The sequence below is a fragment of the Burkholderia sp. WP42 genome (assembly GCF_000745665.1).
Lineage (GTDB): Bacteria > Pseudomonadota > Gammaproteobacteria > Burkholderiales > Burkholderiaceae > Burkholderia > Burkholderia vietnamiensis.
In genome coordinates this window covers 40641-66120 of record NZ_JQJT01000011.1, presented here as the reverse complement: position 1 = coordinate 66120, position 25480 = coordinate 40641, and the positions used below count along the sequence as shown (strand labels likewise).

At 61.4% G+C, this 25480-nt stretch carries 31 protein-coding genes; 1 reads left to right on the top strand and 30 read right to left on the bottom strand.

The window, feature by feature from the left end; genetic code table 11:
* Positions 1 to 323: 323 nt before the first annotated feature.
* Positions 324 to 1004 (bottom strand): SOS response-associated peptidase, encoded by a 681-nt coding sequence (locus EX20_RS07120; protein ID WP_034193094.1) that lies wholly within the window; start codon positions 1002 to 1004, stop codon positions 324 to 326.
* Positions 1005 to 1082: 78 nt separating this feature from the next.
* Between EX20_RS07120 and EX20_RS31770 the strand changes: the two genes are divergently transcribed.
* Positions 1083 to 1337, top strand: coding sequence for a hypothetical protein (locus EX20_RS31770; RefSeq protein ID WP_060043758.1), 255 nt, complete (start codon positions 1083 to 1085; stop codon positions 1335 to 1337).
* Positions 1338 to 1433: 96 nt separating this feature from the next.
* On the opposite strand, the gene EX20_RS07115 is transcribed toward EX20_RS31770, so the two are convergent.
* The 29 genes from EX20_RS07115 to EX20_RS29855 form a co-directional block, all read right to left on the bottom strand.
* Positions 1434 to 2252: a hypothetical protein gene (locus tag EX20_RS07115; RefSeq protein WP_034193093.1), complete on the bottom strand. Its 819-nt coding sequence runs from the start codon at positions 2250 to 2252 to the stop codon at positions 1434 to 1436.
* Between the two features lie 132 nt (positions 2253 to 2384).
* Entirely contained in the window at positions 2385 to 2873 is a 489-nt protein-coding gene (locus EX20_RS07110) for a DUF2514 family protein (RefSeq protein WP_034193092.1), read from the bottom strand.
* Positions 2873 to 3370 carry a lysozyme gene (locus tag EX20_RS07105; RefSeq protein ID WP_034193091.1) on the bottom strand — a complete coding sequence of 166 codons (498 nt, stop codon included), beginning with the start codon at positions 3368 to 3370 and terminating at the stop codon, positions 2873 to 2875. Before EX20_RS07105 ends, EX20_RS07110 begins: the two co-directional genes overlap by 1 nt.
* Positions 3363 to 3620 (bottom strand): phage holin, encoded by a 258-nt coding sequence (locus tag EX20_RS07100; protein WP_226151306.1) that lies wholly within the window; start codon positions 3618 to 3620, stop codon positions 3363 to 3365. The genes EX20_RS07105 and EX20_RS07100 overlap by 8 nt, the downstream gene beginning before the upstream one ends.
* Complete coding sequence (locus EX20_RS07095) at positions 3621 to 4340, bottom strand: hypothetical protein (RefSeq protein ID WP_034193090.1); 720 nt, start codon at positions 4338 to 4340, stop codon at positions 3621 to 3623. It lies immediately after the preceding gene.
* A gap of 2 nt (positions 4341 to 4342) precedes the next feature.
* Positions 4343 to 4651, bottom strand: a complete 309-nt coding sequence (locus EX20_RS32775; protein ID WP_231572246.1) for a hypothetical protein — start codon at positions 4649 to 4651, stop codon at positions 4343 to 4345.
* The gene (locus EX20_RS07085; RefSeq protein ID WP_034193088.1) at positions 4648 to 8043 is read right to left on the bottom strand and encodes a TipJ family phage tail tip protein; all 3396 of its coding nucleotides are present in this window, start codon (positions 8041 to 8043) and stop codon (positions 4648 to 4650) included. Before EX20_RS07085 ends, EX20_RS32775 begins: the two co-directional genes overlap by 4 nt.
* Before the next feature lies 1 nt (position 8044).
* The gene (locus EX20_RS07080) at positions 8045 to 8620 is read right to left on the bottom strand and encodes a tail assembly protein (RefSeq protein WP_034193087.1); all 576 of its coding nucleotides are present in this window, start codon (positions 8618 to 8620) and stop codon (positions 8045 to 8047) included.
* Between the two features lie 3 nt (positions 8621 to 8623).
* Positions 8624 to 9367 (bottom strand): C40 family peptidase, encoded by a 744-nt coding sequence (locus EX20_RS07075; RefSeq protein WP_034193086.1) that lies wholly within the window; start codon positions 9365 to 9367, stop codon positions 8624 to 8626.
* A 45-nt stretch (positions 9368 to 9412) separates the two neighbouring features.
* Positions 9413 to 10093 (bottom strand): phage minor tail protein L, encoded by a 681-nt coding sequence (locus EX20_RS07070; protein ID WP_034193085.1) that lies wholly within the window; start codon positions 10091 to 10093, stop codon positions 9413 to 9415.
* Positions 10090 to 11580: a tail fiber domain-containing protein gene (locus tag EX20_RS30420; RefSeq protein ID WP_081350639.1), complete on the bottom strand. Its 1491-nt coding sequence runs from the start codon at positions 11578 to 11580 to the stop codon at positions 10090 to 10092. Before EX20_RS30420 ends, EX20_RS07070 begins: the two co-directional genes overlap by 4 nt.
* Complete coding sequence (locus EX20_RS07055; protein WP_034193082.1) at positions 11577 to 11918, bottom strand: phage tail protein; 342 nt, start codon at positions 11916 to 11918, stop codon at positions 11577 to 11579. Before EX20_RS07055 ends, EX20_RS30420 begins: the two co-directional genes overlap by 4 nt.
* Positions 11919 to 14759, bottom strand: coding sequence for a phage tail tape measure protein (locus EX20_RS29860; protein WP_072465451.1), 2841 nt, complete (start codon positions 14757 to 14759; stop codon positions 11919 to 11921).
* A complete protein-coding gene (locus tag EX20_RS07045) occupies positions 14752 to 15192 on the bottom strand; it encodes an HK97-gp10 family putative phage morphogenesis protein (protein WP_081059535.1) in 441 nt (146 codons plus the stop codon). The genes EX20_RS29860 and EX20_RS07045 overlap by 8 nt, the downstream gene beginning before the upstream one ends.
* On the bottom strand, positions 15185 to 15460 hold the full coding sequence (locus EX20_RS07040) for a phage tail assembly protein T (protein WP_422646242.1): 276 nt from the start codon (positions 15458 to 15460) through the stop codon (positions 15185 to 15187). Before EX20_RS07040 ends, EX20_RS07045 begins: the two co-directional genes overlap by 8 nt.
* A 17-nt stretch (positions 15461 to 15477) precedes the next feature.
* Positions 15478 to 15900 carry a hypothetical protein gene (locus tag EX20_RS07035; RefSeq protein WP_034193080.1) on the bottom strand — a complete coding sequence of 141 codons (423 nt, stop codon included), beginning with the start codon at positions 15898 to 15900 and terminating at the stop codon, positions 15478 to 15480.
* 39 nt (positions 15901 to 15939) lie between these two features.
* Positions 15940 to 16578, bottom strand: coding sequence for a phage tail tube protein (locus tag EX20_RS07030; protein WP_034193184.1), 639 nt, complete (start codon positions 16576 to 16578; stop codon positions 15940 to 15942).
* Between the two features lie 45 nt (positions 16579 to 16623).
* On the bottom strand, positions 16624 to 17025 hold the full coding sequence (locus EX20_RS07025; RefSeq protein ID WP_051974404.1) for a DUF3168 domain-containing protein: 402 nt from the start codon (positions 17023 to 17025) through the stop codon (positions 16624 to 16626).
* Positions 17018 to 17347 (bottom strand): phage head closure protein, encoded by a 330-nt coding sequence (locus EX20_RS07020; RefSeq protein WP_034193079.1) that lies wholly within the window; start codon positions 17345 to 17347, stop codon positions 17018 to 17020. Before EX20_RS07020 ends, EX20_RS07025 begins: the two co-directional genes overlap by 8 nt.
* Positions 17347 to 18021, bottom strand: a complete 675-nt coding sequence (locus EX20_RS07015) for a head-tail connector protein (protein ID WP_034193078.1) — start codon at positions 18019 to 18021, stop codon at positions 17347 to 17349. Before EX20_RS07015 ends, EX20_RS07020 begins: the two co-directional genes overlap by 1 nt.
* 3 nt (positions 18022 to 18024) lie before the next feature.
* The gene (locus EX20_RS07010) at positions 18025 to 18303 is read right to left on the bottom strand and encodes a hypothetical protein (RefSeq protein ID WP_034193077.1); all 279 of its coding nucleotides are present in this window, start codon (positions 18301 to 18303) and stop codon (positions 18025 to 18027) included.
* 63 nt (positions 18304 to 18366) lie between these two features.
* Positions 18367 to 19623 carry a phage major capsid protein gene (locus tag EX20_RS07005; protein ID WP_034193076.1) on the bottom strand — a complete coding sequence of 419 codons (1257 nt, stop codon included), beginning with the start codon at positions 19621 to 19623 and terminating at the stop codon, positions 18367 to 18369.
* A gap of 94 nt (positions 19624 to 19717) precedes the next feature.
* Positions 19718 to 20461, bottom strand: a complete 744-nt coding sequence (locus tag EX20_RS07000) for a head maturation protease, ClpP-related (protein ID WP_034193075.1) — start codon at positions 20459 to 20461, stop codon at positions 19718 to 19720.
* Positions 20458 to 21816 carry a phage portal protein gene (locus EX20_RS06995; protein ID WP_051974402.1) on the bottom strand — a complete coding sequence of 453 codons (1359 nt, stop codon included), beginning with the start codon at positions 21814 to 21816 and terminating at the stop codon, positions 20458 to 20460. Before EX20_RS06995 ends, EX20_RS07000 begins: the two co-directional genes overlap by 4 nt.
* Positions 21813 to 23468 carry a terminase large subunit gene (locus EX20_RS06990; protein ID WP_034193074.1) on the bottom strand — a complete coding sequence of 552 codons (1656 nt, stop codon included), beginning with the start codon at positions 23466 to 23468 and terminating at the stop codon, positions 21813 to 21815. The genes EX20_RS06995 and EX20_RS06990 overlap by 4 nt, the downstream gene beginning before the upstream one ends.
* Before the next feature lie 3 nt (positions 23469 to 23471).
* Positions 23472 to 23954, bottom strand: a complete 483-nt coding sequence (locus EX20_RS06985; protein ID WP_034193073.1) for a terminase small subunit — start codon at positions 23952 to 23954, stop codon at positions 23472 to 23474.
* Between the two features lie 113 nt (positions 23955 to 24067).
* Positions 24068 to 24391, bottom strand: coding sequence for an HNH endonuclease (locus tag EX20_RS06980; RefSeq protein WP_034193072.1), 324 nt, complete (start codon positions 24389 to 24391; stop codon positions 24068 to 24070).
* Positions 24392 to 24409: 18 nt separating this feature from the next.
* Positions 24410 to 24757 (bottom strand): Acb2/Tad1 domain-containing protein, encoded by a 348-nt coding sequence (locus EX20_RS06975; RefSeq protein ID WP_034193071.1) that lies wholly within the window; start codon positions 24755 to 24757, stop codon positions 24410 to 24412.
* Between the two features lie 106 nt (positions 24758 to 24863).
* Entirely contained in the window at positions 24864 to 25442 is a 579-nt protein-coding gene (locus EX20_RS29855) for a hypothetical protein (RefSeq protein ID WP_051974401.1), read from the bottom strand.
* Positions 25443 to 25480: the final 38 nt, after the last annotated feature.

Here is a 25480-nt window from a genome sequence, read left to right as displayed (position 1 = left end):
CGGGATCGGCATGCGTCCGGCGACGGCTGCCCGCCCCTGCGACTTCACATAGCTCGCAAAGCGTTACCGCGCGCAATTCCCAATTTGGGAATGCCAAAACAAAAACGGCACTGTCCTGAAGGACAGTGCCGTTTTCAACAACTTGATACCGCTAGGAATTCTTTGGGGTGGCTGATGGGACTCGAACCCACGACAACAGGAATCACAATCCTTACATATAATCCATACAAATCATAGACTTACACAAAAACATTGGAATGTGGCGCCATCGCTCATCCTTATCTGGCGTAGACACTTTGCCTCATCTTCCAGAAAAATCTGCCTCATTCTGACGTCGCCGGCTCGGCCGCCATATCCTCCGCCGGGTACAGCTGCAGCATCGCGCGCGCGGCCTCAACATTCGACGTCGTCAGCCATTCCTCCCAGTCTTCCGGCCGCAGGATCACGACCGACCGTTTCTCGTCGCCCGGCCGATGCATATGCTTCATGATCGGGTGCTCATCACCGTTCACCGTGATCATCGCCATGGTGTGCTGCTCGGTGCCGTCCGGGCGCTGAAGCGTGCGCCAGATGCCCGCGACGCATAGCGGCCGCCAGCCTGCCAGCCCGATCCGGTACCGCACGTGCTTTCCCGTCTCCCAGTTCGGCTCGTAGATCCACTTCGCTGGAATCAGGCAGCGGCGGCCGGCGCGCCACGCCGGCGCATACAGCGGCGACTTCCCGAGGTTGTCGTCGCGCACGTTCATCGTGCTGCGGATGATCGGAGGCTTCTTGCCCTGCTCCTTCGCCTTCTCGACGTTGGCCTTCTGCAGCGCGTGCGGCCAGAAGCCAAAGCCGGCGATCAGCGGCTTGAACTGCCCGTCGACATAGCCGACGATCGGGGCGTCGTAGTCCTGGTAGATCTCTGGCTTCCATGGGTGCCACCGATAGAGGTCGACGAAGCTGTCGATCCGCAACTCGCTGAGTCCGGGATCTTCGCCTGGTGCCACGTAGTTGGTGCACATGCTGTCCCCACTTTTTCGAGTTGACGGCCCCATCTTACTCCGCGATAAACTGTATATCCATACAGTATTTACGCCGTCATGCCGAAGCCGCCACTGCCCTCGATCCAGTCGCCAACCGCGCGCCAGCTACGCGAAATCTGGCGCCGGTACCCCGAAGGGCACGAAGTGCGCACGCTCATCATCGAGATCGTGCGCATGCGGCGGGTGTTGGACGAGGCAGAGCACTACCGCGAGATCGTTCAGCAGGTCTGGAAGGAGGACACGGGAGGGGCGCACCTCGTCGCGCTGTACAAGCTGCGTCGGCTGTTGCAGGACGAGGAGCGAAGGACGTAGGACCGATGACCCGCTTGATGGATCCGGTGCGTCACGAAAGCCTACAAGGAGGCACCCCTGATCTGACAACCATCGGGGGCAAACGCCCCCGATGTGTTACAGCCCTTTGCAACCCTCGGGATGGTTTTCCGGATGGGCGCGGCAGTCGTTCACGTACGCATTGACCGCGTTGTAGCTGTCTACCACACGGGTGACGATGGCGGTCAGATGAGCGTCTTGTGTTGCCTGGTCCGGAGTTCGGCAGTCCGCTCCCATGTGCGACTTATCCGGGGCATCCACTAGGCCAAGCAAATAGCCGTTGCCGGGCACGCTCGCCAAGAGATCCGCCAACCCATCTGCTGCCGTTTGACCCATGGGCAATTCGCACGTGCGAATCGGGAGCACCTTGTAAATTTGTTTGCCTTCCAGATAGAGCCGATTCTGGAACACGACGAGATCCTTGCGGAATTGCTCGATTGCCGCGACCTGAGCGGGATCATTGCGCCCCGTTTGCATATCGTCGAGCTGGAAATTCAATACGACCCATTCGGACGGCGCAACCGGAAGCTTCGCATGATCCATCTCATCCTGTGTAGGACCGACGCCATTATTCACGGCCATCACCAGTTGATGCAGGGTCGTCCCGTCGATCACCCCAGGATATACGGTGATCCCGGCGCCCGCCGCGGCGAACCGCTGCTGAAGCGCGTCAACCGTTGCCTGGCCCGCAGATGGCGCGAGCGTGGCACTAGCGCTGGAAGCAACATCCGTCGAGGCCGTACGCGTAGTCTTTTGCTGCGTAACGAGCGGAACGCCGGAGAACGTCAGCTTCACCGCAAACTTGCTGGGCGCCGCGGGCGAGTCACCGTCGCCGCCGCCGCATGCGGCCATGGAAATGCAAAGTGGAATTGCCAATGCTGCGAGGATCTTTTTCATTTTGGTCTCAGGCGCTAGTTGATGAACTTCACTTCGTTTCTATGAAGTTTACAGAGCTTTTCATGATCCACACAATCCATTTGCGGCCGGACATCGCCGGCCGTTTTGCGGTCAAATAATCCTGCAGCGCAGTCAGTTCTTCGATTTCGCGGTTGTCATCGTCAGCGCGTCGTAGTCGCGCTCGCACTGCTGGCCGGCGATGCGGGCGCGGTCAGCGTACTCTGCCAAGTCGCCCGCGCGCTGGTCAGCGCGGCCGAGCACGTCGGCAAGCAGATCGAGGGCGTCGCCGGCTGTCGAGCCTCCGGCGGAAGTGGCGGGATCGCGGGCGGCTGCGACGAGCTGATCGACGCGCTGGTGCAGGCTGCCAGCGGCAGCACGAGCAGCAAAAGCATCCGCGAGCGCGGCCGTACGTTTTTGGTTCGCGTCATTTGCGATCTCCGTTTGCGCCGCGGTGCGGCGTTGTTCCTCGATGCGAGCGGCCTCGACCGCCTTCGTTTGTGCGATCGCCGCATCGGACTTCATATCGGCGATCCGCCGCGCGCTGATCAGGTGCTCGACCTCGAAGCCAGCCGACGCGCCGAGGATCGCAGCAATCAGGTACGGAATGATGATTCTCAGCATCACAGCCCCCTCTCGCAGAGCGCGCGCTCGTCTGCGCGCCGTTTCACCAATCCGGGCAGCACGCGGCCGCCGGCCGTCACCCACTGCGGCCTGCCGCTGTCCGATTCGTTCATCGCGCGGCACGCGCCGCGGAAGTCGCCCGCATTGAACCGGCGAGCAGTTGTGCTCGCGCAGTACGCGCGCGGCCCGACGTTGTAGGCGAAACTCACCGCGGCCGCGAGTTGGTACGGGTGCCCCTTCAGCGTTGGGGTGCACTTCAGCACCGGCTCGGCATGCTCGATCAAACGCTGTTCGAGCCGAGTACGGCACTCTTCCGGCGTGAAGCGCTGCCCGAGCTTCACGTCCTTCGTATCGCCGTTGCACGCAGTCACAATGCCGATCGGATCGGGCTTCGCGACGAGCACCTGCCCTTCAAATCGCGGGACGATAGAAAGCAAAAGGGCTGCCGCAGCAGCCCCCACAACACCGGCAAGAGTTTTCTTCGGTGCACTAGCCATCGTGTTTCTCCATATCTTCGATCCGTAGATCGGATTCGCGCTGCTTGCGCTGGTCGTCTCGCCACTGGAAATACAAGTTGGACGCGAACGTCAGGATTGCCGTCGCGATACCCACGATCACGCCAACTTGAGTAAGCGTCAGCGACGCTCCAAGAGCCACGCCGCTACCGGCGTAGCTTGCTGCCTCCGTCGGACTAACTTGCATCCATTCCCCCCCCCAAAAAACAAAGGGCCGCTCGAAAGCGGCCAATCACACGATTCCAGTTCCATCCAGCACCATGAAGCGCGAGCGATATTGCTCCCTGAACCCCGAGAAGTTTGATGTCTTGCCACCCCCGTACATCGTCGTTCCCCATGAAACAGTGCTCCCACTCACTCGAATCGACGTAAGCTCGACGCCGGCAGGGTCATAGCTCCAAGCCACATGCACTGAGTAGATCGCCGATATGATGACTGGGGCGCTGTACGTTTTCGACTTCCATGTTGGATACGGAGACCCGGTTGTGACCCAGCCCGTCCCAGGCGGCAAATACTCTTCGTAGATGACGTCGAGCACGCGCAGGAATGGCCGCGATGAGTCAGCAATTAGCACGCCATTTCCATTGAACACCTGCAGGCCGAAGTTCCCGCTCGGAGGTGGCACTTTATCGAAAGCGAAGAAGTGAACCGTGCACGGCTGCTCGGTGATGAAGGTCAGCGTGTACGTATTGCCAGATGACGTTGCATTCCAGAGAGTTATTCCAACACCGCCTTCTGCATATACACCGTACATCGGTGCTTGATTCGCCGAGAACGTAAATGACACTGCGGCGAGCGTCGTGTAAAAGGGATTCCCCGCGTCGTTTCTCGCCAACAGCAATGTCGTGCTGCTCGATGCAGCGGACGCAGACATCACCAACTGGTAGTTGGGCGTCATTCCATCGATCTGATATAGACCGGTATCGGTGAATGCTTGAAATCCTGCTGTCATCCTCAATACACTCCAAATACCAGCCATCCCGGAACCGGGTTATAGGCATTCGATCCGCCAGAGTTCGGGCTGTATGTCCAGCTGATTCCGCTTGGCCCAATTGACACGATGGGAGACGGCTCGGCACCCGATACCCGCTTGAAGATCCAATCGGGCATGAACGTCCAGAAAGGCGTCCCGCTCGACAGGTCGGCGGACGCACTGCCCGCTACGCCCTCCGCTCGCACAATGCCCATCACTCGGCCCGCGCGCGATGTGGCATCCAGCAGCAAGCGGCCAGAGCCATCCCATATTTGCAAACCTGCCGTCATTGCCAGATCCCCAGGCGCACGCGCAGCGTGCCGTTGCTGTCGTAGACCGTTAGCGTGCTCGAGTTGATGTTCAGATAACCACTTCCGCCGTTCGGGCCATTGAACGTAATGCCATTGGCCTTATCCAAAATCCAGAGCGGCTGACCGTTTGCGCCCACGGCTGTCGACTGAATCGTCTGGCCGATCATCGCATTCGTGATCCAGCCGGTACCGATGAACGCCTGCGACAGAAATACTTGGCCACCCAGCACCACGAACGGCGACGACACCGTCGATCCGGCGTCGTCGAGGATCGCAAAGCGCTGTGCTGCCACCAGCACCTGGGACTCGACCGTGCCGCTAGTGTTATCTACGCCAACACCGATACCGGCCATGTACGTGCGCCCCCCTGTCGTGACCCGAGTCTTGATCTGATAGGAGGCAGCGACTCGGCCGTTGATGTCGGCATAGGAAGCAGCGTTCGTTTGGACTGCAGCCGTGTTGCTATTGACCTGCGCCTGTACGGTCGTAATCTGTGCCGCCGTGGCTGAGTCAGCCGCAATTCGCGCCGTGGTCTCGGTCTGCACGGCAGCAGACAGCGCTGCCACGGATGACTGCATCTGAGCGGTAACGGTATCCGTTTTCTGCGCCTGCGCCAAATCCGCCTCAGCCCGCGCAGACTGTTCAGACCACACCCCGGCATAGACCGTTGTCGATCCGGCATATCCCCCACTGTCGCCAGCCATTGGTGGGATAACGACCTGAGCACTCACCTGATCGATCCGCGTCGAGAGCGCTGCGTCAGCAGTGGACCGTGCTTGCTGCTCAATCGTGATCGCTGCCGCGTTATCGCTTACGTCCTGCTGCAAACCGGGAATCGCGTCGATGGGAGTCAGGACATCAGTACCCAGCTGCGTCTTCGTGATAGCCCCAGTGAGGTACTCAAGAATCGGCGTCGCATCGCTGCTGCTTTGCCCATTCACACCAGCGCCAGACGGATACCAAGGACCGATGTTCCCGGACGTATCAACAAGGCGCGCCCAAAAGAAGAACGATTGGCCTGCTGCGAGGCCCATCAAACTCGCGCGCGCTTGCGGAAACGCATAGTCCGAGAGCTTCGTCGCAGTGCTGAGATCGTTTGTCCTGCTGTACCAAATCTCGGTGCGCTGCGTATCGCCAGCAGTCCCGTCGGCTGGGAACGTCCAGTCAACCTCGATCGCGAACACCTGCGTGGCGGTCGAGAGCGACGCTACAGCCGGCGGGAGCCCCGTCTTGCCGGTAAGAGTGGTGTCAGCGGAATAGGCGGGAACAGAGGTCACCCCCATCCCGTTGACGGCACGGACGCGCGCGCTGTAGGTGCCGCGGTAGATGCCCGACACCTCAACCTGCAGGCCGCCCGTCTGGTTAGCTGACACCCACTCGCCGTTATCCTTGCGCCACTCCGGAAGGTAGCTCACACCATTCGCAGCAGCATCCCATGCGATGACCATGACGGCCTTTGAGATGCCCTGGTCGATCACCGAGTACGTCGAGAGCCGAACGTTAGCCGGCGGAACCTGTGCCGAGGGCGGGATGACCGTGATCGGCCGAACCTGAATCGCCGCACCATTGTCGATCGCCGCGTACTTGCCAGGCTCATGCTGGGCAGCGTTGATCGTGTACGTGATCTGGTCGTTGTCAGATGCCTCCTGCACGCTGATCACTCGGAACAGCTGCGCATTGAGGGTCGTGTTTTCAAGCATCCACACGGCCCCGACGACCGGATCTGTATCGAAGGCGCTGTCCACCGTGATTGCGTCGCCAGCAGACGATCTGACGGTGCGCTTCTGCGCTACGCCAGTGGGCAGGATCGCGGTCAACACGTCACCGGCTGAGACGCTCGGTGCTTTGTCGAGCGTGATCACGGCGCCGTTCACCGCGCGGATGCGGCCACCCATTCTCTTGCCGGCCTTCGCCGGATCCGCGACGGCGATGATTTGCCCAGGTGCGCAGAGCGTACCGTCGAGTCCGACCGAAAACGAAACCGTGTTCGTTTCGTACCTGCTGGTCAGCAGTGTCCAGAGCCCCAATCGGTGCGCCTGCCCTTGCGACGTTGTCCCGAACGCGGTGATCTGCGCTTTCGTGACGCCGTAGCGCGCGATCCCGTCCTCATCAGGCACATACTCGACGGCCTGCTTGTACTGATTCGCTGGATCGTTCCAGCTCACCAGCGCAGTCGTGTAGCGAGTCTTGAGTGCAGAGCCGACGTACTTGAACTGGCCGCCAACGACATTCGCCGCGGTGTACACGTAGACCGGATCGGCCGGCATGTCCGCGTTCGCTACGACTGATCCCGGACCCCAATACGCGATGCCGCGGAACGTAGTCGCGAGATCCTGCAACACCTTGTACGCGTCGGCCTGCGACTGGATCACGCAGTTGCACGTGAACCGGGGTTCCTGGCCGCCCTTCCCGTCTGCGACCATCACGTCGCAATACTGCGCGATCTGATACAGCCCCCACTTGTCGACCATTGATGCGTCGACGTGGTTGCCAAGCCCATAGCGCGCGTTCAGCACGAGGTCGTAGAAGACCCATGCAGGGTTGTTCGACCATGCAGTCTTGAACGTACCGTCCCAAGCGCCGGTATATGCGCGCGTCACCGGGTTGTAGTTGGTCGGGACGCGGATCAACAGACCGTAGATGTCGTAGGAACGCGTCGGCACCGAACTGAACGACTGCGCATCGAACGTGAGGCCGATGAGGGCGCTCATCGGATAGCGCAGCTTGCGATCGATGACTTCGGTGATCGCCTCGATATTGATCGTGTCCGCGATCAGCGAACTATGCGCGTTCGGCGTGATGCGGCGCACACGCACAAGCCAGCTCGAAGTCGCGGCCGGCAATTCGATGCGAACACTGCGCTCGTAGAGCGACGTCGTCTTGCCATCAAACGCACCGGAAACGACCTGCGAGTACGAGCCGCCGTCGACGGCGAGATCTATCGCATATTCGACTCGGTAGCCCGTGACATTGCCGGTCGTCGCGTCCGACACCTGCAGCGCTGGGACGCCGAACCGCAACCGTACGGCCGTGAGTTGCGTGTTCTGCACCTGGCGAACCCATGGCGCATCCGACGTCAGCGGCGTGCTGATTGCGATCTCGTTCTCGACAGCGGGGAACCCAGCGAGATAGGTCTGGTCCTGTGTGCCGGTGCGCGCGTCGAAACTGTAGTTCGCGAAGTTCGTCGAGCCGTCGCTATTCTGAATTGGCGTACCGTTGAGATACACCGACTGCAGCCCATTCACCAGGCCACCGATCGGCCCCTCGGACAGAACGTCGAGCACTTTCGCATAGGCGATCGAGTGCAGGCTATCAGGCGACTGCGTTGGCGTGCTGCTCGATCCGCCGCCCTTCGAGCCTTGAATGCGCATATCAGTTCTTGTCCTGTGCAAAAATTCCAGAGCTGATTACCTTCGAGCCGACCACCATGCGGCCGTACACCAAAGGCACCGGCTCGCCCTGCGCCGCACTGTTGACTGGCCCATTGAAGTAGTACGACGTTCCGTTGTTCGGGCCAGCGCCGGCGAGCCCGCTCGTCTGCGGACTCAGCATCTGCATGACGCCGCCGAGCATCATCGAAGCGCCAAGGCCGATCAGCGTTGATCCACCATATGCGCTCGTGAATGCCCCCACCACGATCAGCGCGGCCCCAATGATGGTCTGGAACAGGCCGCCGTTCTTGCTGCCGATCAGGATCGGCGCAATGCGAATTTCATCCCTCCCGACCGGATGCTCGAGCTCGTCTTCGGAGACGTTCCGGCGGCCATGAAACACTGCGAATGTCAGGCCGTTGTCCTTGGCGCACATCATGAATTTCTCGAATCCGGGAACCGTCACGCACAGCGCACGTATGGCTTCGCGCGTCGACGAGACGGCGATGCGATGCACGCGGCCGAACTTGGTCCCCGCCACGCCATAGAGGCGTACGGTACGAAGCGTGTTGCTCATTGATTACCCCTTGTAGCGCAGCACCGTGTGCAGGGTTTGCGCCCACATGCCGCCCCACACCGTGCGGCCCGACAGGCGCCCGTGCATGTGGTGGATGAATTGGCTGTCGCCGAGATAGACGCCGGCATGGTTTGGCACGCCGTTGCGGCTACGGATCTGCATCAGCAGCACGTCGCCGACTTCGAGCGGCGCATCGTGCCCCACGTCTTCGAACCCTGCGGCGCGGTAGTTTTCGAGATAGAGCGACGAGTGACCGTCATCCCACCACTCGTCGCTTCGCTCGAAATCAGGGAGATCAACGCCGCGCTCGAGCCGGTAGTAATCGCGCACAATCGCGTAGCAGTCGTGCACGCCATGCACAAACTGGCGCCCAATGAGCGGCGCGATGAAACCGGACGGCCCGAACTCGCACCAATCGTCGATGGCGATCAAGCCATCGGCCTGCACACCGAGCGAAACGATGATCCAGCGCGCGATACCGCTCTGCTCACACATCGCCCTGTCAGCGCCGCTCGGGCGCGCCGGCATACCTGGATGCGAATGAACGAACGCTGCGATCTCGCCTATATCTTCGGCGCGTGCGTAGTCCTCGCCAGATACCGCCATGTCGTCTTCCGGCTTCGGTGCGCGGTTGATGCATGGCAGATAGACTTCGCCGGCGTCAGTCTGCACGATGAAGCCAACGCACTCGCGCGGGTATTCAGCGAGCGCGTGCGCGGCGATCGCAGCCTTGATTCGTTCGTCCATAAAAAACCAGCCGAAGCGGGGTTGTGGATGCAGGTTGGGGAAAGGTCAGGACAGCGTGTCGGAGAGGAACCCCCCGAACGGAAGCGGGTTGTTGATGCCGAAGCGACACTGGCAGCCGCTCACCTTCTTACTGCATCGGTCGAGCGCTGGATCGCTCACGGGCTGGTCCTTGGCATCGAAATACGTCGTGCCGGTGTATCCGCAATTTGCGTCCCGGTACCGCCACTGGCAGCCGGACGCGATCTGCCGAGCCGGCACTTGCTGGCCGCCAAAGTCGAGCGCCGACGAGAGCATAAAATCGACCTGCGCGTTCGTCTCGCCGGTCTTCTGCTCGATGTACCAAAGCTCAGGCGCCATCTCTTGCGTCGGATCTGCAGTCGGGTTGCCGGACGGGAAATTCACCGAATCCAGATATTTCGTCAGCGTGCGCCGGCGCCGCACCTTCGCGCCGACCATGTCGCCAAGGAAGACGCATAGCGCCGAGATCGTGCCGCCGACGTTTCCGACAGAAAGCGTCGGCGACGGCTGCTGCGCGCTAGACGTATGCTCGAATCCGCTTGCCTGAATCGGCCACGGCTTGTACTCGTTTCCCTGCCACCAGATCGAGGTCGATTGCAGATGCCCGTGAAAGCGCAGCATATCGCCACCGATTGCAGTGCAATCCACCTCGAATAGCTCTATCAGTGCACCGGGCACGAGTTTCTGGATGTCGGATGCAATCGTCACTTGCCCTCCAAGGCTTCAACACGCAATAGCAGAGCGGCGAACTTCCCCTTAATGTCTTCGACATCCGTATCGATCTCCTGTACGGCTGCGCCAATGCGTGGAACCAACTTCGAGTAGTCGACCGCCTGCGGAGCAATTTCTTGCACCACGTCGATGACGTCACCAGGCTCGACAGGAGTCGGCACGGCTACCACCTGTTTTTCGAAGATCGGCTCTCCATCTTCTCCTTCACCAACCTGCACATCGATGAGCGTCTGCGTAGTCGGATTGAATCCTTGGCGATATACCGGGTGCCAATCTCCCATCGCATCCTTCTCGCCTGTCACCGCGGTCGGGATAATCTCCTGCAACTCATGCGCGATTACATAGTCATGCTGTTCGCCAGGAGTTGCCCTGAATTCACCAGTGTAAAAGCGAATCTTTCGAATAGACGCCCGAGCATTCTCGATCGCCCTGTAATTCTGCTTAAGGCGATAGTCGGAACTCGTGTTGAACGCAGTCGTTGCACCACTAACGGAGACAGAACCCGATACGCCTCCGCCATAGGTTCCGAACAACAGCGGAGTATTTTCGCTCGAGCTAGGAAGGAAAACAACTCCATTGCCTTGACTGACGCCAAAATTTTTGACTGTTACTTTGTCGACGTTGCTGGCATCACCGACCGAGAATGCCACTCGTGCAGACGATGCTCCAGAATCGAAAACAGAAAAATTCACTGCGGTGCCGGCACTGTTTACAAAATCAGTCGAGAAGGTGCTCGTGATACTTCTCAGAGACGGCGCATAGCCGTTCGCATTTAGCACGAGAGACGGACTAACGGTTGCTGCTTGCGACAGCGTAAACGTGTTCGAGAATGTCTTTGCCCCCGTCACTGTCTGCGATCCGGTTATGGAAACCGGATTCAGATTCGCGGAGTCCCATGGAGTTGCCCCAGCGAACGTTGGACGCGCAGAAAATCCGCCGGACGCAGTTATAGCCCCGCCAACTACCAACGTCCCGCTGACAGTTTCGTTACCGGCAACCGACAGCGCTCCACCGACCGTGCAGCTACCGTTGACAACTTCATTGTCGCTGTTCGTCCGACCACGCATTAGCACGTTCCATGCGTGAACGCCGTCGGTGTCCATCAGAGCCGTCTCACCCGGATTCAGCTTCGACAGCGCGACAGTATCGCCGGACCCTGTTGTGATCGCCAGCGTCACGACGGTCGTGCCGATATTGCGCAGAAGCGACACCTGATCAGCGGCGCATGTCGAGGCTGCCGGCATGTTGATCGTGCCCGCGCTCGCCAGGTTGATATTCACACGCTTGCCGACGTACGCGTTAGTCAGCGCCTGCGCTGCCGTGATCACCGTGGACGACGTGAGCGCCGCTTGCGTATTAAGCACGTCGACGTTCGAATTCACCTTCGAGAATGCCGAGCGGGCAGTATCGCCGTCTGAGCCGGCCGGCGCCGTTCCCAGATTGATTTTTTGAAGTGCTGTCATGATCCGAGGTCGAATGTCTGCGTGAACGTCGCCGTCACGGCATACGTGCCGTTATCCGGGATGGAGTCGGCATATGTGTCGCACTTGAAAAGCGACTGCTGCCGCAGCGGAGGAGTCCAATAGAACCCGACGCCGACGTGCGCATCGAGGAAGGCGAGAATCTCCGAGATCGTGTCGGCGCCGCCGACGAACTGCACCGCGAACGACAGCACACGATTGTTGATTCCGTCCGGCACCGTCTGTTCGTACCCGTCGCCGAATTGCGACTTGCGCACGCGCAGCTTTGTCGTACCGGCATACTGCGCGACGGTGGGAATCCAAATAAAGGTGTCGGGCATTTAATTCAATCCGTTCTGTAGCTTCCAGAGCACGCCGCCCTGCCTACGCTCGTTCTGCAACAAAGCCTGAACAGCCTGCTTGATCTTCTTGGACAGCTCGGCGCTGTTTTGCTGTTCGGCAGCGGACGTGCCATTGCCGCCCGTTACAGTGACCGGGGCGTCGACGATGACCGTCATGCCGTTGCTGGAGCTACCCGAAACCGGCGTCGAGGAACCGACGTAGCCACCCGTCGCGAATCGCGGCGCGGCCGCAACCGGCTGCTTGCCGTTGATCGCCTCGAGCAAGCCGCGGTACTTCGACGTCGCAGCTGCGTTCACCACGAATTCGCCATTCGACAGTCGAGCCATGATGCTGTCGCTAGTGCCACTGCCAGGGCCGGTGATGTATCCGCCGTCCGCATGGCCGGTGCCGAATCCGTTCGTCAGATTGATCATGTTGTCGAGTGAGTCACCCGGCAACGCGCTCGAGACGGGTGCGGCAACACCGGCATTCGCCCCGAAGAAGCCGCCGATCAGAGAGCCACCGATCGACGCGAAGTTTCCGAGAAGCCCACTGATCGCCGCCTTTGCCGACATGCGCGCGAGGTCCGCAATTACTGAGTTCACCAGCGACGTGAAGCTGAGCTTCCCGGTCTGCGTGAAGTTGACCCAGGCAGACTCCATCCCGCTCGTTACGGTATTGAACAGCTGTTCGGTCTGCTTCATCTTGTTTTGCGACTCGTCCATATAGTTCGCAAGCGCGGTCGACGCGCCGTTGATCCAGTTCGCCTGTTTCAGCTTCAGCGCGGCGTAGTACTCGTCGTAGTCCTGCAGGGACTGTTGCAGCCCGGCCTGAATCTCGCCGACCGCCTTTTGGTAATCCGGGCCGCCGATCAGTTCCTTCGGCGTCGCCTTGTCAAGCTGCTCCTGCAGGCGCTGATATTCCTTGTAGATGGACTTGATGGCCTGGACGTTCTTCAGGGCGTCCGCACCCATCCCGATCGCGCCCAGCTCGCGCGAATACTGCTCAGATTGGCCTTTCTGGAATGCCGCAATGGATTGAGCCAGCTGCGCGGAACGCTCCTGGAGCTTCGCCACATCCTCGCGGTGCTTGACCTCTTTCTCGAGTTCGATGTTCTTCTGCAACTGAATGCGAATCTCGACCTGATGCCCGATCAGGCTTTTCTGATCCTCAGTGAGCGTCTTGCCCTTCCAGTCGCTGATCTGCTGGTTGAACTTCGCCAGCTCCTTTTCGGAATTCGTCAGCTTGTCGGTCGTCGCGAGCTGGAGTCGAAGCTCCGCATCCTGGTCACGAAGCTGCTGCAGCAAACGAGTCGCCGCGTCGTCGTGATACGCCTTCGGAGCGCTGTTCTCGCCCTTCGCGAACTCGATCTGATTCGTTCCGGGCGCACCATCCTTCCGGGATGGCGGGACAGCCGCATCCGACCAGAGCTTTTTCATGAAATAGGCATACCCCTGCCCTTGTCGCTTCAGGAGGTAATACCCAACGTCCGCCTCATCAGCCGCCCTCTTGAACTGACCGGTCGTTGCTGCGCCTACGACCTTAACGGTCGTCGCGATCACCTGGGAAACTTGCTCGAAGCCGATGACCACAGTAGCGATCGCACTCGCTGCCGCTTTCATGATGACGCCCACGCCCCGATAGAAATCTTCGAGCAGGGGCTTCATTGCAACGTTGCCGGTCATGGCATTGGTGAGGTTGATGATCGTCGGTATAAGCTGGGCCTTAGCGCTCAGCGTCAAGGCATCCATCTTCGCCTTCGACAGATCCATCTGCTCCTTCAGGGCAGCCATCTTGGCGATCGTCTCGCCACCGATCACGGCACCGGATTCAGCGGCAGCGGCGCGAAGCGCATCAAGGCCAGCCCGCCCGCGATCAAGCAACGGAATCAGGCTTTCGCCGGATGCACCGAACAACTCGTTCGCGACGGCGGCCTTGGCTGCCCCGTCCGCCGACTGATGGAACGCGTCGGCAATCTTCGGGAGCAGCTCGTCCGGGCTGTTCTTCTTGAGGTCCGCAAGCGAAATTCCGATCGCAGCGAACGCCTTTGCGGAATCCTTGTTCCCGTTGATCGCCTTGTTTTGCGCTTCACCGAGGCCAGCCAGGGACTTTGTCGCCTCCTTCGTGTCGACACCGACAGACTTCGTTGCGAAGGCCCATTGCTGGATGCTGTCGGTCGAGACGCCCGTCTTCTGGTGCAGGGTCTCGATCTGCTCACCATAATCGGCGAGGACTTCGCGTGCGTGGTAGACGGTGGCCGCTGCGGACGCGATAACGGCGATGAACGCGCCGACCGAGAGCACGCTCTTGGTCATCAGCATCGACATCGCATCCGTCCGCTCACCAAGCACCATGAGGGAGCCGCCGAAATTCTTCCAGTTGCCCTGCGATGCCTCGTGCGCCAGAACGAGAAGCTCGCGCCGGGCGCCGGCTGTCGCAAGGTTGAAACCGTGCGCAGCATGGCCGCCGCCGTTCATGGCCGCCTCGGCTGACTTGATCTTGTCGATGAACGGCTGTGCAGCATCCGATACGCCCAGCTCGGCCGCGCGCAGCTCCATCAGTTCGGCGCGCGTCTTTCCGGCCTGATCGGCCTGCTTCTGGAGCGCGTTCAGCCAGTTTTCGGCCGAACGTGCGGACTTGTTGAACGCCAACAGCGCCTCGTCGCCCTGCTCCTTGATGGCCTTTCGAGAATTCTCGATCGCCGTGACCGTATTGGTCATGCGCTGACGAAGCGTGTCCTGGCTCGTCATGAAATCGGCGGCGCTCTTGCGCGCACGCTCCATCTCGGAGACGTATCCGGACGCATCGCCGGTCAACCGGACAACGGTTTCGTTAGCCACTCGTCAACTCCTTGACCTTCTCGTCAATCACTTCGCTGAACTTCTCTGCTGCGGCGTCCTTCGAGGCGTCATATCCGGGGCGCAAGAAAGGATTCGCGGCCATCTTCGACGTGCCGTACTCGACGAACCTCCCATAGAAGGCATCCTTACTCCACGTCACTAGGTACGTGGCACGAAGCCCGTCGGCCGATCGCTCCTTGTCGTATGCGATCAGGATGTTGTCGCGGAGGAAACCCGGATAGCGCTTCTGCTTCCCGTTTCGGCTCTCCCACGTTGCGATGCCGATCGGCGTGCGCAGCTTCACCTCGTCGAAGATCACGCGCGCGCCGGCGACGGTCGCCTGCCGCAAAACCGACTCACTCGCGACCTGCGAAAGAGCGTCGATTGCTGCAGTCAGGCCATCCGGGTTTTCGATTGAAAGACTGTCAGCCATGCTTCGCCGGGGACATGCTCATGAGAATAAGCTGCGATTGCGCCTCGGGATCGTCGAGCAGGATCGGCTCGGGCTCCTTCTCCGATGCGCGCCGATCGTTCCACGTGATGAAGTGAAGCGGCTCAAACGGATCCGGCCGCTTTTCCGTGTCGCGGTTGACGTTCGCGACCATCGACGCGATCGTGCCGGCGCGGAGGTCGTCGATATGGCTGCCCCATGGCTCCATGTCGAAAAACGCCATCCATTCGACGAATTCCGCGCTCGTGATGCGCTGCTGCAGCTCGCCTACTGTGCAGCCGAGATGGCCGGCGAGGCGGAACCAGAATCGCCGCTCGGGGCGGCTGCGGAGTTTTTTGCCGCATCCTCCACCGCCGTCGCGGTCATGCCGTTGATCTTCATCGCGGCGTCCGCGATTCGGTCGAGCACGGCGCTGCCCTGCGCGCGCAGCGCGGCAATATCGCCATCGTCGAGCACCGGCTGACCGGCATCGTCAACGACAGTCGCCATCAGCAGCTGAGCCTGCGATTCGCTGATCGCGTTCTTATCGGCACCGTCGCGCGCGGCGTAGAACGCGTCGCGTGCCGCGCCGGTCATTTCTGCGACGATGACCGTCACGCCGTCGCCCCATTCGGGCACATCAACGCGGTCGGTCTTGAGGTGCGGTGCAGCGAGGATCGTCGCCTTGTTGTCTTTCGAGAAAGTCGTCATGGTGTAGATCAATTCCTGATAGTGAGCCGCAACCGCGCGTTACGCGTCGGTCCAGAGGCCGGTGATGATGAGGTTGGCGGTCGACGTCACGACCTTATCGACGCCGCCGTCCCACGGGAACGATTCGACGTACGCCGGAAACGTACGCGTCTTGCCATTCGGTAGCGTCAAGCGGAAGTTCGTGATTGCGCCGGTGAGGAAATTGGCGCGCAACGCCTGTTGACCGGGGTCGGTCACATCGATGTCGACATCGACGCTGAATTGCCCCCCGTCCACCAGACCGGGGCGCGATTCCTTCATCGCGCTGTCGAGGTTGGTCACGTCGATCTTCGCCGGCTTGCCATCGAAGCCCTTGAACGCCTTTGCGTTCTTGACCTTGACCCAGGTATTAGGCGTCGCCGTGCCGCCGCTGGTATAGGCGGTGCCCCCCGTCGTATCGACGTCGACGGCATACGTGCCGGCCGTGACGTTCTTCACGGTCGCCGTGACGCCGTTCAGGGTCGTGTTGCCGAGCAGGCCGGCGAACGTGACGATGTCGCCGTTCTGGAAGCCGTGTGCCGACGACGAGATGATCGTCGGAAACCCGAGCGCCAGGCCGGAGATGTTCTTCGGCGTACTGACGCCCGAACCTTGGATTTCAATCTTCGAGCCCTGCGCCGAAACTGCGGTGGATCCCATGTCCATACCTCTCAAAAGAAAATGCCCGCTTTCGCGGGCCGGGAATTACGGGGTGAACCAGATCGAGAAATCGAGGCGCGATCCGCGCAGCTTCGTATCTGCCTCATACACGCTTGCTGGCGCGCCGATGCTCGTGGCGTTAATCGGTGGGCCGGTGAGCGCTGCAATCACAGCCTGCATGAGCCGACTTGCGCCGGCGCGATCGTCAGCCCACACATTCAGCTGCATCCGCGAGTTCTGCAGCGCGACGGTGTCGTCGAGGTAGTTCGCCGACTGACCGCCGGCCGCCATGTACGTGATGTACGGTCGCGCCGTTCCTTCTGGCGCGACATCCGGAAAGCAGCGGTGCGTCCCATCGCCATTCGCGACGAGAGACTTCAGTGCGCCGACGACGATCAGCTCGGCCGACAGCGGATTCGCTACGATTGCGCCCGATGGATCACCCATGGTTCGCCCCTACGCTGCACGCCAGGTCGACATATCGCCGTCCGGCGTAATCCGGAAGCACAGCCTCGATGTTGAAGATGCCGCCGTCGTACAGCACGCGCATCGCCGCGGTGACGTCGGTACGCCAGCGAATCCGCATGCTCACCTGCGCCTTGCTGATTTCCTCGCCGGAGTTGACGTATTCCCTGCCGGTCGAGGCGAGCAGGTACGCAGGGACGCCGGCCGCCACGTCGACCCAGCTCGTCAACGGCTGCCCCAGGTCGTCCTGACCGGCCTGCTTGACCTGGATCGTGATGCGCCGGTTGAAATCCCCCGAACGCATCAGGCGTACCCCCAGATACGGTACGGATCGAGAATCTGATCGACATACGGCAGGTCATGCACCTGGCCACGATTGAGAATCGCGACCTCCTCGCGGTTCTCGTACAGGGTCGCGAGGCGGATCAGGATCCACGACTTGATCCCCGCGGGGACAGCCGATGCGTCGCCGTAGCCGGCCGTGAAGCTGATCTGCACCGCGTTCGTCGTGTTGAGCGTGTCGGGCCAATACCGCCCGGTCGCCGGAGTCAGGACACCCGGCTCGCTAATGTTATCGACGACGTACAGCGATGGGTCCATCGTCTGCTGGTTGCCGAACGCATCGATGTACTTCACCACATCGACCGACTGCAGCCGCGGGAACGGGATGTCGATCTTGCTGCCGCGAAAGCGGACCGCGTAGTTCCGCATCGTCATCCATGCAGCCGGCAGCTGGTCGACCGGCACGTATCCGGGGATCACTCCGTAGTACGTGTAGAACGGAAACGCGTCGAGGAACAGATCCCACTTCTGCGTGACGAACACGCGCCGGCAGACATTCTCCGCGTGCACGCGCGCAGCGCTGATAAGCAGCGAGATCAGCGCATCTTCGGACGAGTCGATCACGCGGAGGTGCAGCTTCGCCTCCTCCAGCGTGACCGGCTCCTCCGCGGGCGCCTGTGTGAGCCTGATCCCCATGCCTTACGCCGCCGGATCCTGGGCCGCGCCGTCCGCTTCGGCCTGCTTGTTCTCGATCACCGATGCCGCGAGTTCCGCCGCCGCATCCGGATCGGCGAGAGCGACCACTTTTGCGCCCTGCTTCGTGGCGTATTCGACCGCGTCGGGATGGTTGTCGACCGCGCCGGCGTCCGTGAGTGCCTGGATGACCTTCTCCGGGCCCTCGACGAGCTGCTCGCATTTGAAGCCGAGGCTCTCGTTGTCCGAAAGCGCGCGCGCACGCGCGGTTTGCGTCTTTGCCATGATTTACTCCGGGAGGAAGAAGAAGCGGCGAACCGAAGTCCGCCTCGCTCTGAGCAGCAGCGCTTACGTCGCCGAGTTGGCGTATGCCTTGACGGCGCCGCCGGCGTCGATCAGGTTGCCGCCGGTCCGGAGAAAGCCGACGAAGCCGATCTGACCGTTCAGCGTGAAGGCCGAGTCGGTCATGCGGAAGATCGTGAGATCCATCACGTCGCGGATGACGTACTTGCTGTACTGGCCGAACAGGATCGACTTCGCGTTCGCCGCCATCACCGGCACATCCTGGTTGATGTAGATCGGGCGCCCCATCAGGCGGTCCGGCGCGCCGCCGTTGATCATCGCGTCCGCTTCGTAGCCCGGCACGAAGATCGGCCGATTCTGGCCGTCCTTGATCTTGCGAACGACCTTCACCGACGAGTCGTGCATCATGTAGCCGACGCCGGGCTGGTTGCGGTATGCTGGATCGATCGAATGCTCGAGGTCGACGAGATCGTCATAGACAACGCTCAGCGTCTGGCCGGTCGCGCCGACCTTACCCGAGCTGACCGCCGTGACGAGGCCGCGCGGCTGGCCCGTGCCCGTGCCATTCGTGAAATGCGAGTTCTGGATACGGCCGAGGCGCATCGCGAGCAGCGACTGAATGTACGCCTCGATGTCGATGAAGCTGTCCTGCACCAGCTCGAACGGCAACGCGATCTTCTTCGAACTGTACTTGAACACGTCGAGCGAAATGTTGTTGAACGACGTATCCTGCGTGCTCACCGGCGAGTTCTGGCCGACGATCTCGCCGACTTCAGCGGTCGGATCCGTGGTCGGGAAGTTCATCGTCGCGCCGGTGGCGGTGCGAATCGCGTGCGAAACCTGTCGCATGCCGCCGTATGCCTTCATCGCGATTTCCAGCGAGCGCTGATACTCGGTCGCGACCGTGAAACCGCCTTCCGTGGTGGTCGTGGTCGACATCGCGTTCCGAATGTCGGGCGTCTGGCGCGCAAGCATGCGCGCGCGATCTTCATCCGCCATGTTGACGATGCCGCCGGCGAGGAACGCGCGGAGCGCCTTCGATTCGTCGCCATGCTGCGCCGGATTCCGCGTCGCCGCGTTGCGCGCCGCTGCTTCGATCGCGGCCGGGTCGTCGGCGGCCAGCTGCACGCGGCGGTTCTCGCGCGCGATGTCGCCGTCGATCGCCTCGATTTCAGCCAGGATCGCATCCATGCGCTCGGAGTCGGCCGCCGGCATGCGCTGGTCGGCCGGGTACTTGTTGTTCAGCTCGTTGGCTTCCTTCGCCTTCTGGTTGCGCAATTCGCGCAGCTGTTGCAGCTTCATGTGACTCTCTCCGTTCAGGGTTGACCGCTCGCGCAGGTCGTGGGGACGAAAAAAAACCGCCCGAGGGCGGCTGATCTCAGTTGCGCGAGGCGCGTCACTGATGGTTGATGCAGTTCAGCATGCGGAGGCGCTGTTGCTGACGCTGTCGATGCTCTGCGGTAATTGCGTCGATGTTCTCGGACTGCTGCCGCGCTTCCGGCTTCGGCGCGTTCGCATACGCGCTCAGATCCCAGGACGCCTGAACCTTCTCGGCGCTTTCGGTGATTCGGTCGGCCAGGCCTATCTCGACCGCCTCTTCGGCCGTGAACCACGTTTCGGCTTGCATCAGCGTCTTCATGTCGTCAGCGCTCTTGCCCGAGCGCTTCGCATACTGACTGGCGATGACGCCGTCCGTCTTGTCCAGCAGCGCCGCCACGGCCGTCATGTCGGCCGAGTTGCCGATGGCGATCGTCCATCCGCAGTGAATCATGTACATCGCGCCGTCCGACATCTCGACCTCGTCGGCGGCCGATGCGATGATGGTTGCCGCACTCGCGGCGTAACCATCGATGTGCGCGATCACCTTGGCGCCGGTGTCGCGGATTGCCGCACAGATCGTCTGCGCCGCGAACACGTCACCGCCCGGCGAGTTGATCCGCAAATGGATCGTGCCGCCGTTGATCGCGCGGATCTGCGGAACGAGCGACTGCGCCGAGACGCCACCCCACCACTCTGCCGTATCGTCATCGGGCACGATGGCGTCATAGATATAGATGGTCACGTCATCGCCCTGCACCGCGAACGCGCGCGGGCGTCCCTGCCGACGATTCTTCGCCAACAGTTGGATCAGCTTGCTCATGATGCTCCTTCGTCAGGTTGACCGCCCGGCTTCGGTGCCGTCTCGGTCGTCGGGGCGGGTTCAGCCACGTTCGCCGTTTGGGCGACCCCGCTGTTGATCGTGTCGCCGCCCTCCACGGGAGGCAGAAGCTTGATGTGGCGGACCTCGTTTTGAGTCATCCAGCCGGGTTCGCCAGCGCGACCGAGCGCGATTCGGAGCGCTTCGTTCTCACTCTTGAGATCGCCTCGCTCCATGCCTGAAACGTCGAATTCGACGAAGAATTTTTGCCGAGTCGGCCACAATTTCCGGTTGAATTCCTGCTCAAACTTGCGCAAATCGCGCAAAAGCGTGAATTTCACGAAGCCGCGCCCCATGTTTTCGAGGCCACTTCCCCACGACGTCGTTTTCTCGGTTGATCCGACCATGAACGGCGGAACACCGAGCACCCGGCAGATCTCCTCGAGGTCCCATTTGCAGGTGTCGAGGATCTGAGCGTCAACCGGCGACATGGTCAGTTCCTGAACCTTCAATCCGCCAGTGAGGATCGCCGGAAGGTGCGAGTTTGCGACGCCGCTATGGCGCTCGCCCCATGTCGCGCGGAGAAGCTTTGCTTGCTCCTCCGTCATGTTGCCGTCGGTCGTCAGCGCGAAGTCCGGGCGGGCGCCATTCGAGAAAAATCGCGCGCTGTACTCAGCCGCCGCGAGCGACGTCCCGACAGACTGGCGAGCTGCATACGTGATCGGGCTCGGGCTGCGAATCCCGTCGTAGCCGAGGCTCGGGATATGGATGATGTCGGCCGGATGCAGGATGTACTCGGCGCCGACAAGTGGCTGCACGCGGTAATACAGATCACCTTGACTGTCGCGGAACGGGAAAACGCGCAGCGGGTGGTGCGCCTTGAATCCCGTTACCAGGTTGCTGCGGAACGACGGTCGCACAATCTCTGCGAAACAGTCGCCGTAGAACAGCCGGGCCGCGACCATGTACTCCCAGAACACCGCCGCGGAAACGTCCGCGTCGGGCTGCTCATTCAGGAGCCACCAATACGGATGCTCGACGCGCTCCCGGCCCGTCGCGGTGCGCTGATAGACCGGCATCGGCAACGTCGAGATTGCGCCCGCGATCAGTGCGACGCACGCGTAGACGGCCGACACCTTCATCGCGGTCGTCTCGTTCACGACCGGGCCGGCGTTGCTGATCGCGCCGCCGCCGATGATGTTCGCCAGCTCCTGAACGGTCAGGCTCTGCCGCGTCTCGTTGATGTTGTTGATGCGCCCCGTCGCCTCGGGCCCATGCTGCGCGCGCCAGGCATTGAGCACCGACGAACCCGGCGTCCGGGCCTTCGCCTGCGCTGCCTTGAATACCGCTTCGCTCATAGGATCACAATTCCAGGTTTCGGTGCTGACTGCGGATTCAGACTGATCAGGGATACCGCGTTGAAGGTCGCCATTAGCGGGTCGATCTTCGCGGTGCCGCTGGCCTGCTTGGTGATCAGGATCGCGTTGCCGCGCGGCTCGACGCGCGCGTTGCCGACGCACCAGTTCATCAGACGCTGACCGCCGTGAAGCAGGCCGCCTTCGGCGAGCTTCCGCTCGGTCGTCTTGATCGCGCCAGTGAGTTTCCAGCCCTGCGAGATCGCGAGCACCTTGTCCTCAGGAACATCGGCATCGACGAGTGCGTCAAGGATCGCGCCAATCCCCGCAGGGTCTACGCCGACTCTGTCGAGCAGACCGGACCGCTCGCACTGCGCGACGTACCCGGCCAGCTCGTCGACGTCGTCGCCGATCACCTCGACGAGCGTTAGGTCGCCATCCTTCGAAAAGTCCTCGAAGCGCGCGGCCTCGGCCTTGCGTCGCTCGAGCACCGATGGATGCGCCCACGCGTGCGTCCAGAGGAGCCAGTTTCCTGTACCGGCCTCGCGCCCGGCCACGGCCAGACCGAGCAAGTCGTCGAGGCCGCCGCCGTCGATGCCGACGTCGATCACCTCGGACCTGGCAATCAGATCCTCGAGCGAGAGCCGCTGGACGCCTTGCCCCTCCCAGTAATCGGCGCCAGCCCACCGGTCCGACCGGAGCGCGAGCCCGATTTCGACGTTGGCGTGCTTCGCGAGGAAGCCGCGGAACGACTCTTCGCCGCCCTCCTTCGCCTTGCGGAATTCGCGCTCCAGAAACGCTTGGTCGACCGAGTAGCCGAGGTTCGGATTGACCATCCCAAGGTTTTCGGAGAGCAGGTGCTCCTTCCGCTCGACCATGTCCGGCGGATGCTCGAAGATCACCGGCACGAAGCACGGATCGTGAATCTTCCCGTCGCGCACGTCGCGCGCATAACGCAGCTTCTGCAGGAACACGCCGGCCGGCGGATCATCCGATTGCGTCGTGAGGTAGATCACGAACCCTTCCGGACGCGATGCCAGGCCGCCGATCGCTTCGCGCAGCATGTTCTCGGCATTCGCCTGCTTGCCGAACAACCACACCTCATCAACCAGCGTACCGACGCTCTTCTTCCCGCCGACCGTGTTCGAATCGGCCGCCACCACCTTCAACGTCGCGCCAGTCGTTCGGTGCGTGATCGTCTTGATGTGCGTCTGCACCTGGAAGAGATCGTCGAGCTCCTCCTCATGCTTCACCATGTCCCGGCTCGGCGCGAAGCTGTTGTTCGCGACCTCGATCGTCGGGGCGAGGATTGCGTACTCCGCCGACATGCGCCAATTCAGGATCATGGCCGTCATCATGATCCCCGCGGCAAGCGTCGACTTGCTGTTCTTCTTGGGGATGCAGACGAACCACTCAGTAATCAGGCGCCGGCCGCTCTCCGCGTCATAGGCACCGAAGATCGATGCGACCAGATCAAACACCCACTCCGCCGACGATTCGCCGAACGTCGGGCTACCCGGCGCGTCGACGATCTTCAGCTCCTTGAATACAGCGAGCGCCTGCTCGGCCTGCTCCGGGAAGATCGGCGGGGGAATGATCGACCTCCCCGACTTGAGCCGTTCGGCCCAGTCCGGACATGCGGTTGACCATTCCATGCATCACTTCCTGTTGTTGACGACGAGCTTCGGGGGCGTCAGTGCGCCGAATTTGCTGGCCGCCTTTTTCGCGGCCTCCGCTTGCGCAACCTTCTTGCCGCCCTCGCCGAGCTTCTGGTGCATGAACGGCATGAGGGACTTTGCCGCGTCGATCCGCAGCTTCGGCTCGGTGAGCTGATCGTTCATCGCCGCGAGCAGGAAGTCTTTCGGATCCTTGTAAGTGAGGATCGCGGCCAGATCGAACCCGGCGGCGACCGCCGCTTGCGTGACCGGGTCGTCTCCCGCCAGCGGTGCCGACTTCCGCTTCGGCGCGGGCTTCGTTTTGCGCTCCGCGAGGTACGCGGCGACGTCCTTGTCTTTAACAAGTCGCGATCCGGCCGCCGACGCCGTCTTAGCGCTGTAGCCGGCCGCGATTGCCGCGTCCCTATTGGACTTCCCGGCTAAAACGGCATCGGCGAATAGCCTCTTTTTGCCTGTTAAAGCCATTAACAAAATCCTCCAGGGGCGATTTTTTCTCCGCGTGGGAGGTCGGGCGGTGTCCCGCGATGTGCAACGCCAGACTTTCGACACCCCCCGCCGCAAATGCGAATAAATCGCATTCACAGGCGCACCGAACGGCTGCGCGCCTCCTCAGCCGTCTTCACCTTGTGACAGTCATCGCAGAGCAGCTGCAGGTTGCCGTCGTCGTTGCTGCCGCCTTGCTCGAGCGGCACGTCGTGATCGACCTGATCTCGCCACGGCAACCACACGCAGCCGCAGCGCCGACACTTGAACTCCTGCGCGACAGCGATGCGCTGCCGCGTCTTGACCCATCGACTACCGCGAATGCGCGGCGTCGTGCCGGCCTTCGCTTCGAGCATCGGCACGCGCGTGGCTGTCAGTACCTGCACGCGCGGCTTGAGCGTCGTCAGCTTTCGACCCATTGCTTCAATGCTTGCGGCTCAAACACCTGCAGGCTGAGCGACAGCACGCACCAACGCCATGATTCCGGTCTGAATGTCGGTCTTGGCGATCGCGACCCAGCGGTGCGGCTCAGCTGCCTCGAAGCGCTGAAACTCACGGCACTCGTCGGTCGCCCCCTGCGAGATGTCGACGCCGAGTCCCTCCGGCCGATCGAGTGAGCGCTGCGCGTCGCTGCGCTTCGTCGCCCATTGCGTATCGAGCAGATTTTTCGGCTCGAATTGCAACGAGATCAGCTCGGCGCCCTTCGCCTTGATTCGGTTCATCAGGTCGATCTCGGCGGCCGATAGATCGCGATAGCCCTTGATGTGCTTGTGCTGGTTGTCCATCTGAACTCCAAACGCAAAAAGCCCGCTTGCTTTCGCTTGCGGGCTTCGTGTTCGCACCATCGGTACGGTATATGAAAACGGACTATATGGCGGGGATTTCCGCCAGTCAAGCAGTTTCCGAGATGAGCATGCCAATTTCGTCGAGACGCTCGCTCAGCTTCGTCAGTCCGTTCCTCTCGAGATCCTTGATGTAACGCCGGATCGCTGCCGCGTGACGTTCGGCCGTGCGCGGCGGAATCCCAAGGTTCTCTGCAACGATGTTGACGTTCTCCTTCTCGCCGAAGTACTTCCTGATGACCGCGCGCCGAAACTCCTTCACGGGCGGAACAGGCGTCAATGCCTCGCCGACGTGATCTGCAAGTTGGCTAACCGCCTCGTCAAATTGCTTCGTGATCTTCCAGCCGCGGCAGCATGCGAACCCACAATTGCATTGCTCGCTTCGCTTGATCTTGCTCGACACAAGCGCGACGAACTGCCAGTAGTCGAGTCGGTGCAGTTCGGCGAACACCATGCCCGCCTGGCCGGCGCCGTCGAGGCCGATCAGCCCGCGCCCGCTTCCGTACGCACCGCGTTGCAGGATCTTCGCCATCGGCGACAACGCGTATTGCTGGTCACTGTAGTTGCATGCGAAAACGATCGCCTCTTGCGGGCTCTTGAATATGCCTTCGTGTTTGACCGCTTGCATGCTGGCTCCTTGTGTTTTCATCAATTTCGATATTTCGT

Coding starts and splice junctions, on each gene's coding strand:
- EX20_RS06995 (WP_051974402.1), bottom strand. CDS start 21,816: ATGAGCGAAGCGGTATTCAAGGCAGCGCAGGCGAAGGCCCGGACGCCG.
- EX20_RS07105 (WP_034193091.1), bottom strand. CDS start 3,370: ATGGCTAGTGCACCGAAGAAAACTCTTGCCGGTGTTGTGGGGGCTGCT.
- EX20_RS31770 (WP_060043758.1), top strand. CDS start 1,083: ATGCCGAAGCCGCCACTGCCCTCGATCCAGTCGCCAACCGCGCGCCAG.
- EX20_RS07115 (WP_034193093.1), bottom strand. CDS start 2,252: ATGAAAAAGATCCTCGCAGCATTGGCAATTCCACTTTGCATTTCCATG.
- EX20_RS07010 (WP_034193077.1), bottom strand. CDS start 18,303: ATGGCAAAGACGCAAACCGCGCGTGCGCGCGCGCTTTCGGACAACGAG.
- EX20_RS06975 (WP_034193071.1), bottom strand. CDS start 24,757: ATGGACAACCAGCACAAGCACATCAAGGGCTATCGCGATCTATCGGCC.
- EX20_RS07045 (WP_081059535.1), bottom strand. CDS start 15,192: ATGGCTGACAGTCTTTCAATCGAAAACCCGGATGGCCTGACTGCAGCA.
- EX20_RS07110 (WP_034193092.1), bottom strand. CDS start 2,873: ATGCTGAGAATCATCATTCCGTACCTGATTGCTGCGATCCTCGGCGCG.
- EX20_RS07015 (WP_034193078.1), bottom strand. CDS start 18,021: ATGGGGATCAGGCTCACACAGGCGCCCGCGGAGGAGCCGGTCACGCTG.
- EX20_RS07000 (WP_034193075.1), bottom strand. CDS start 20,461: ATGAGCAAGCTGATCCAACTGTTGGCGAAGAATCGTCGGCAGGGACGC.
- EX20_RS07085 (WP_034193088.1), bottom strand. CDS start 8,043: ATGCGCATTCAAGGCTCGAAGGGCGGCGGATCGAGCAGCACGCCAACG.
- EX20_RS07080 (WP_034193087.1), bottom strand. CDS start 8,620: ATGAGCAACACGCTTCGTACCGTACGCCTCTATGGCGTGGCGGGGACC.
- EX20_RS07055 (WP_034193082.1), bottom strand. CDS start 11,918: ATGCCCGACACCTTTATTTGGATTCCCACCGTCGCGCAGTATGCCGGT.
- EX20_RS07005 (WP_034193076.1), bottom strand. CDS start 19,623: ATGAAGCTGCAACAGCTGCGCGAATTGCGCAACCAGAAGGCGAAGGAA.
- EX20_RS06990 (WP_034193074.1), bottom strand. CDS start 23,468: ATGGAATGGTCAACCGCATGTCCGGACTGGGCCGAACGGCTCAAGTCG.
- EX20_RS32775 (WP_231572246.1), bottom strand. CDS start 4,651: ATGACGGCAGGTTTGCAAATATGGGATGGCTCTGGCCGCTTGCTGCTG.
- EX20_RS07035 (WP_034193080.1), bottom strand. CDS start 15,900: ATGACGACTTTCTCGAAAGACAACAAGGCGACGATCCTCGCTGCACCG.
- EX20_RS07075 (WP_034193086.1), bottom strand. CDS start 9,367: ATGGACGAACGAATCAAGGCTGCGATCGCCGCGCACGCGCTCGCTGAA.
- EX20_RS07120 (WP_034193094.1), bottom strand. CDS start 1,004: ATGTGCACCAACTACGTGGCACCAGGCGAAGATCCCGGACTCAGCGAG.
- EX20_RS06985 (WP_034193073.1), bottom strand. CDS start 23,954: ATGGCTTTAACAGGCAAAAAGAGGCTATTCGCCGATGCCGTTTTAGCC.
- EX20_RS07025 (WP_051974404.1), bottom strand. CDS start 17,025: ATGGGTGATCCATCGGGCGCAATCGTAGCGAATCCGCTGTCGGCCGAG.
- EX20_RS07030 (WP_034193184.1), bottom strand. CDS start 16,578: ATGGGATCCACCGCAGTTTCGGCGCAGGGCTCGAAGATTGAAATCCAA.
- EX20_RS29855 (WP_051974401.1), bottom strand. CDS start 25,442: ATGCAAGCGGTCAAACACGAAGGCATATTCAAGAGCCCGCAAGAGGCG.
- EX20_RS06980 (WP_034193072.1), bottom strand. CDS start 24,391: ATGGGTCGAAAGCTGACGACGCTCAAGCCGCGCGTGCAGGTACTGACA.
- EX20_RS07020 (WP_034193079.1), bottom strand. CDS start 17,347: ATGCGTTCGGGGGATTTCAACCGGCGCATCACGATCCAGGTCAAGCAG.
- EX20_RS30420 (WP_081350639.1), bottom strand. CDS start 11,580: ATGACAGCACTTCAAAAAATCAATCTGGGAACGGCGCCGGCCGGCTCA.
- EX20_RS07095 (WP_034193090.1), bottom strand. CDS start 4,340: ATGACAGCAGGATTTCAAGCATTCACCGATACCGGTCTATATCAGATC.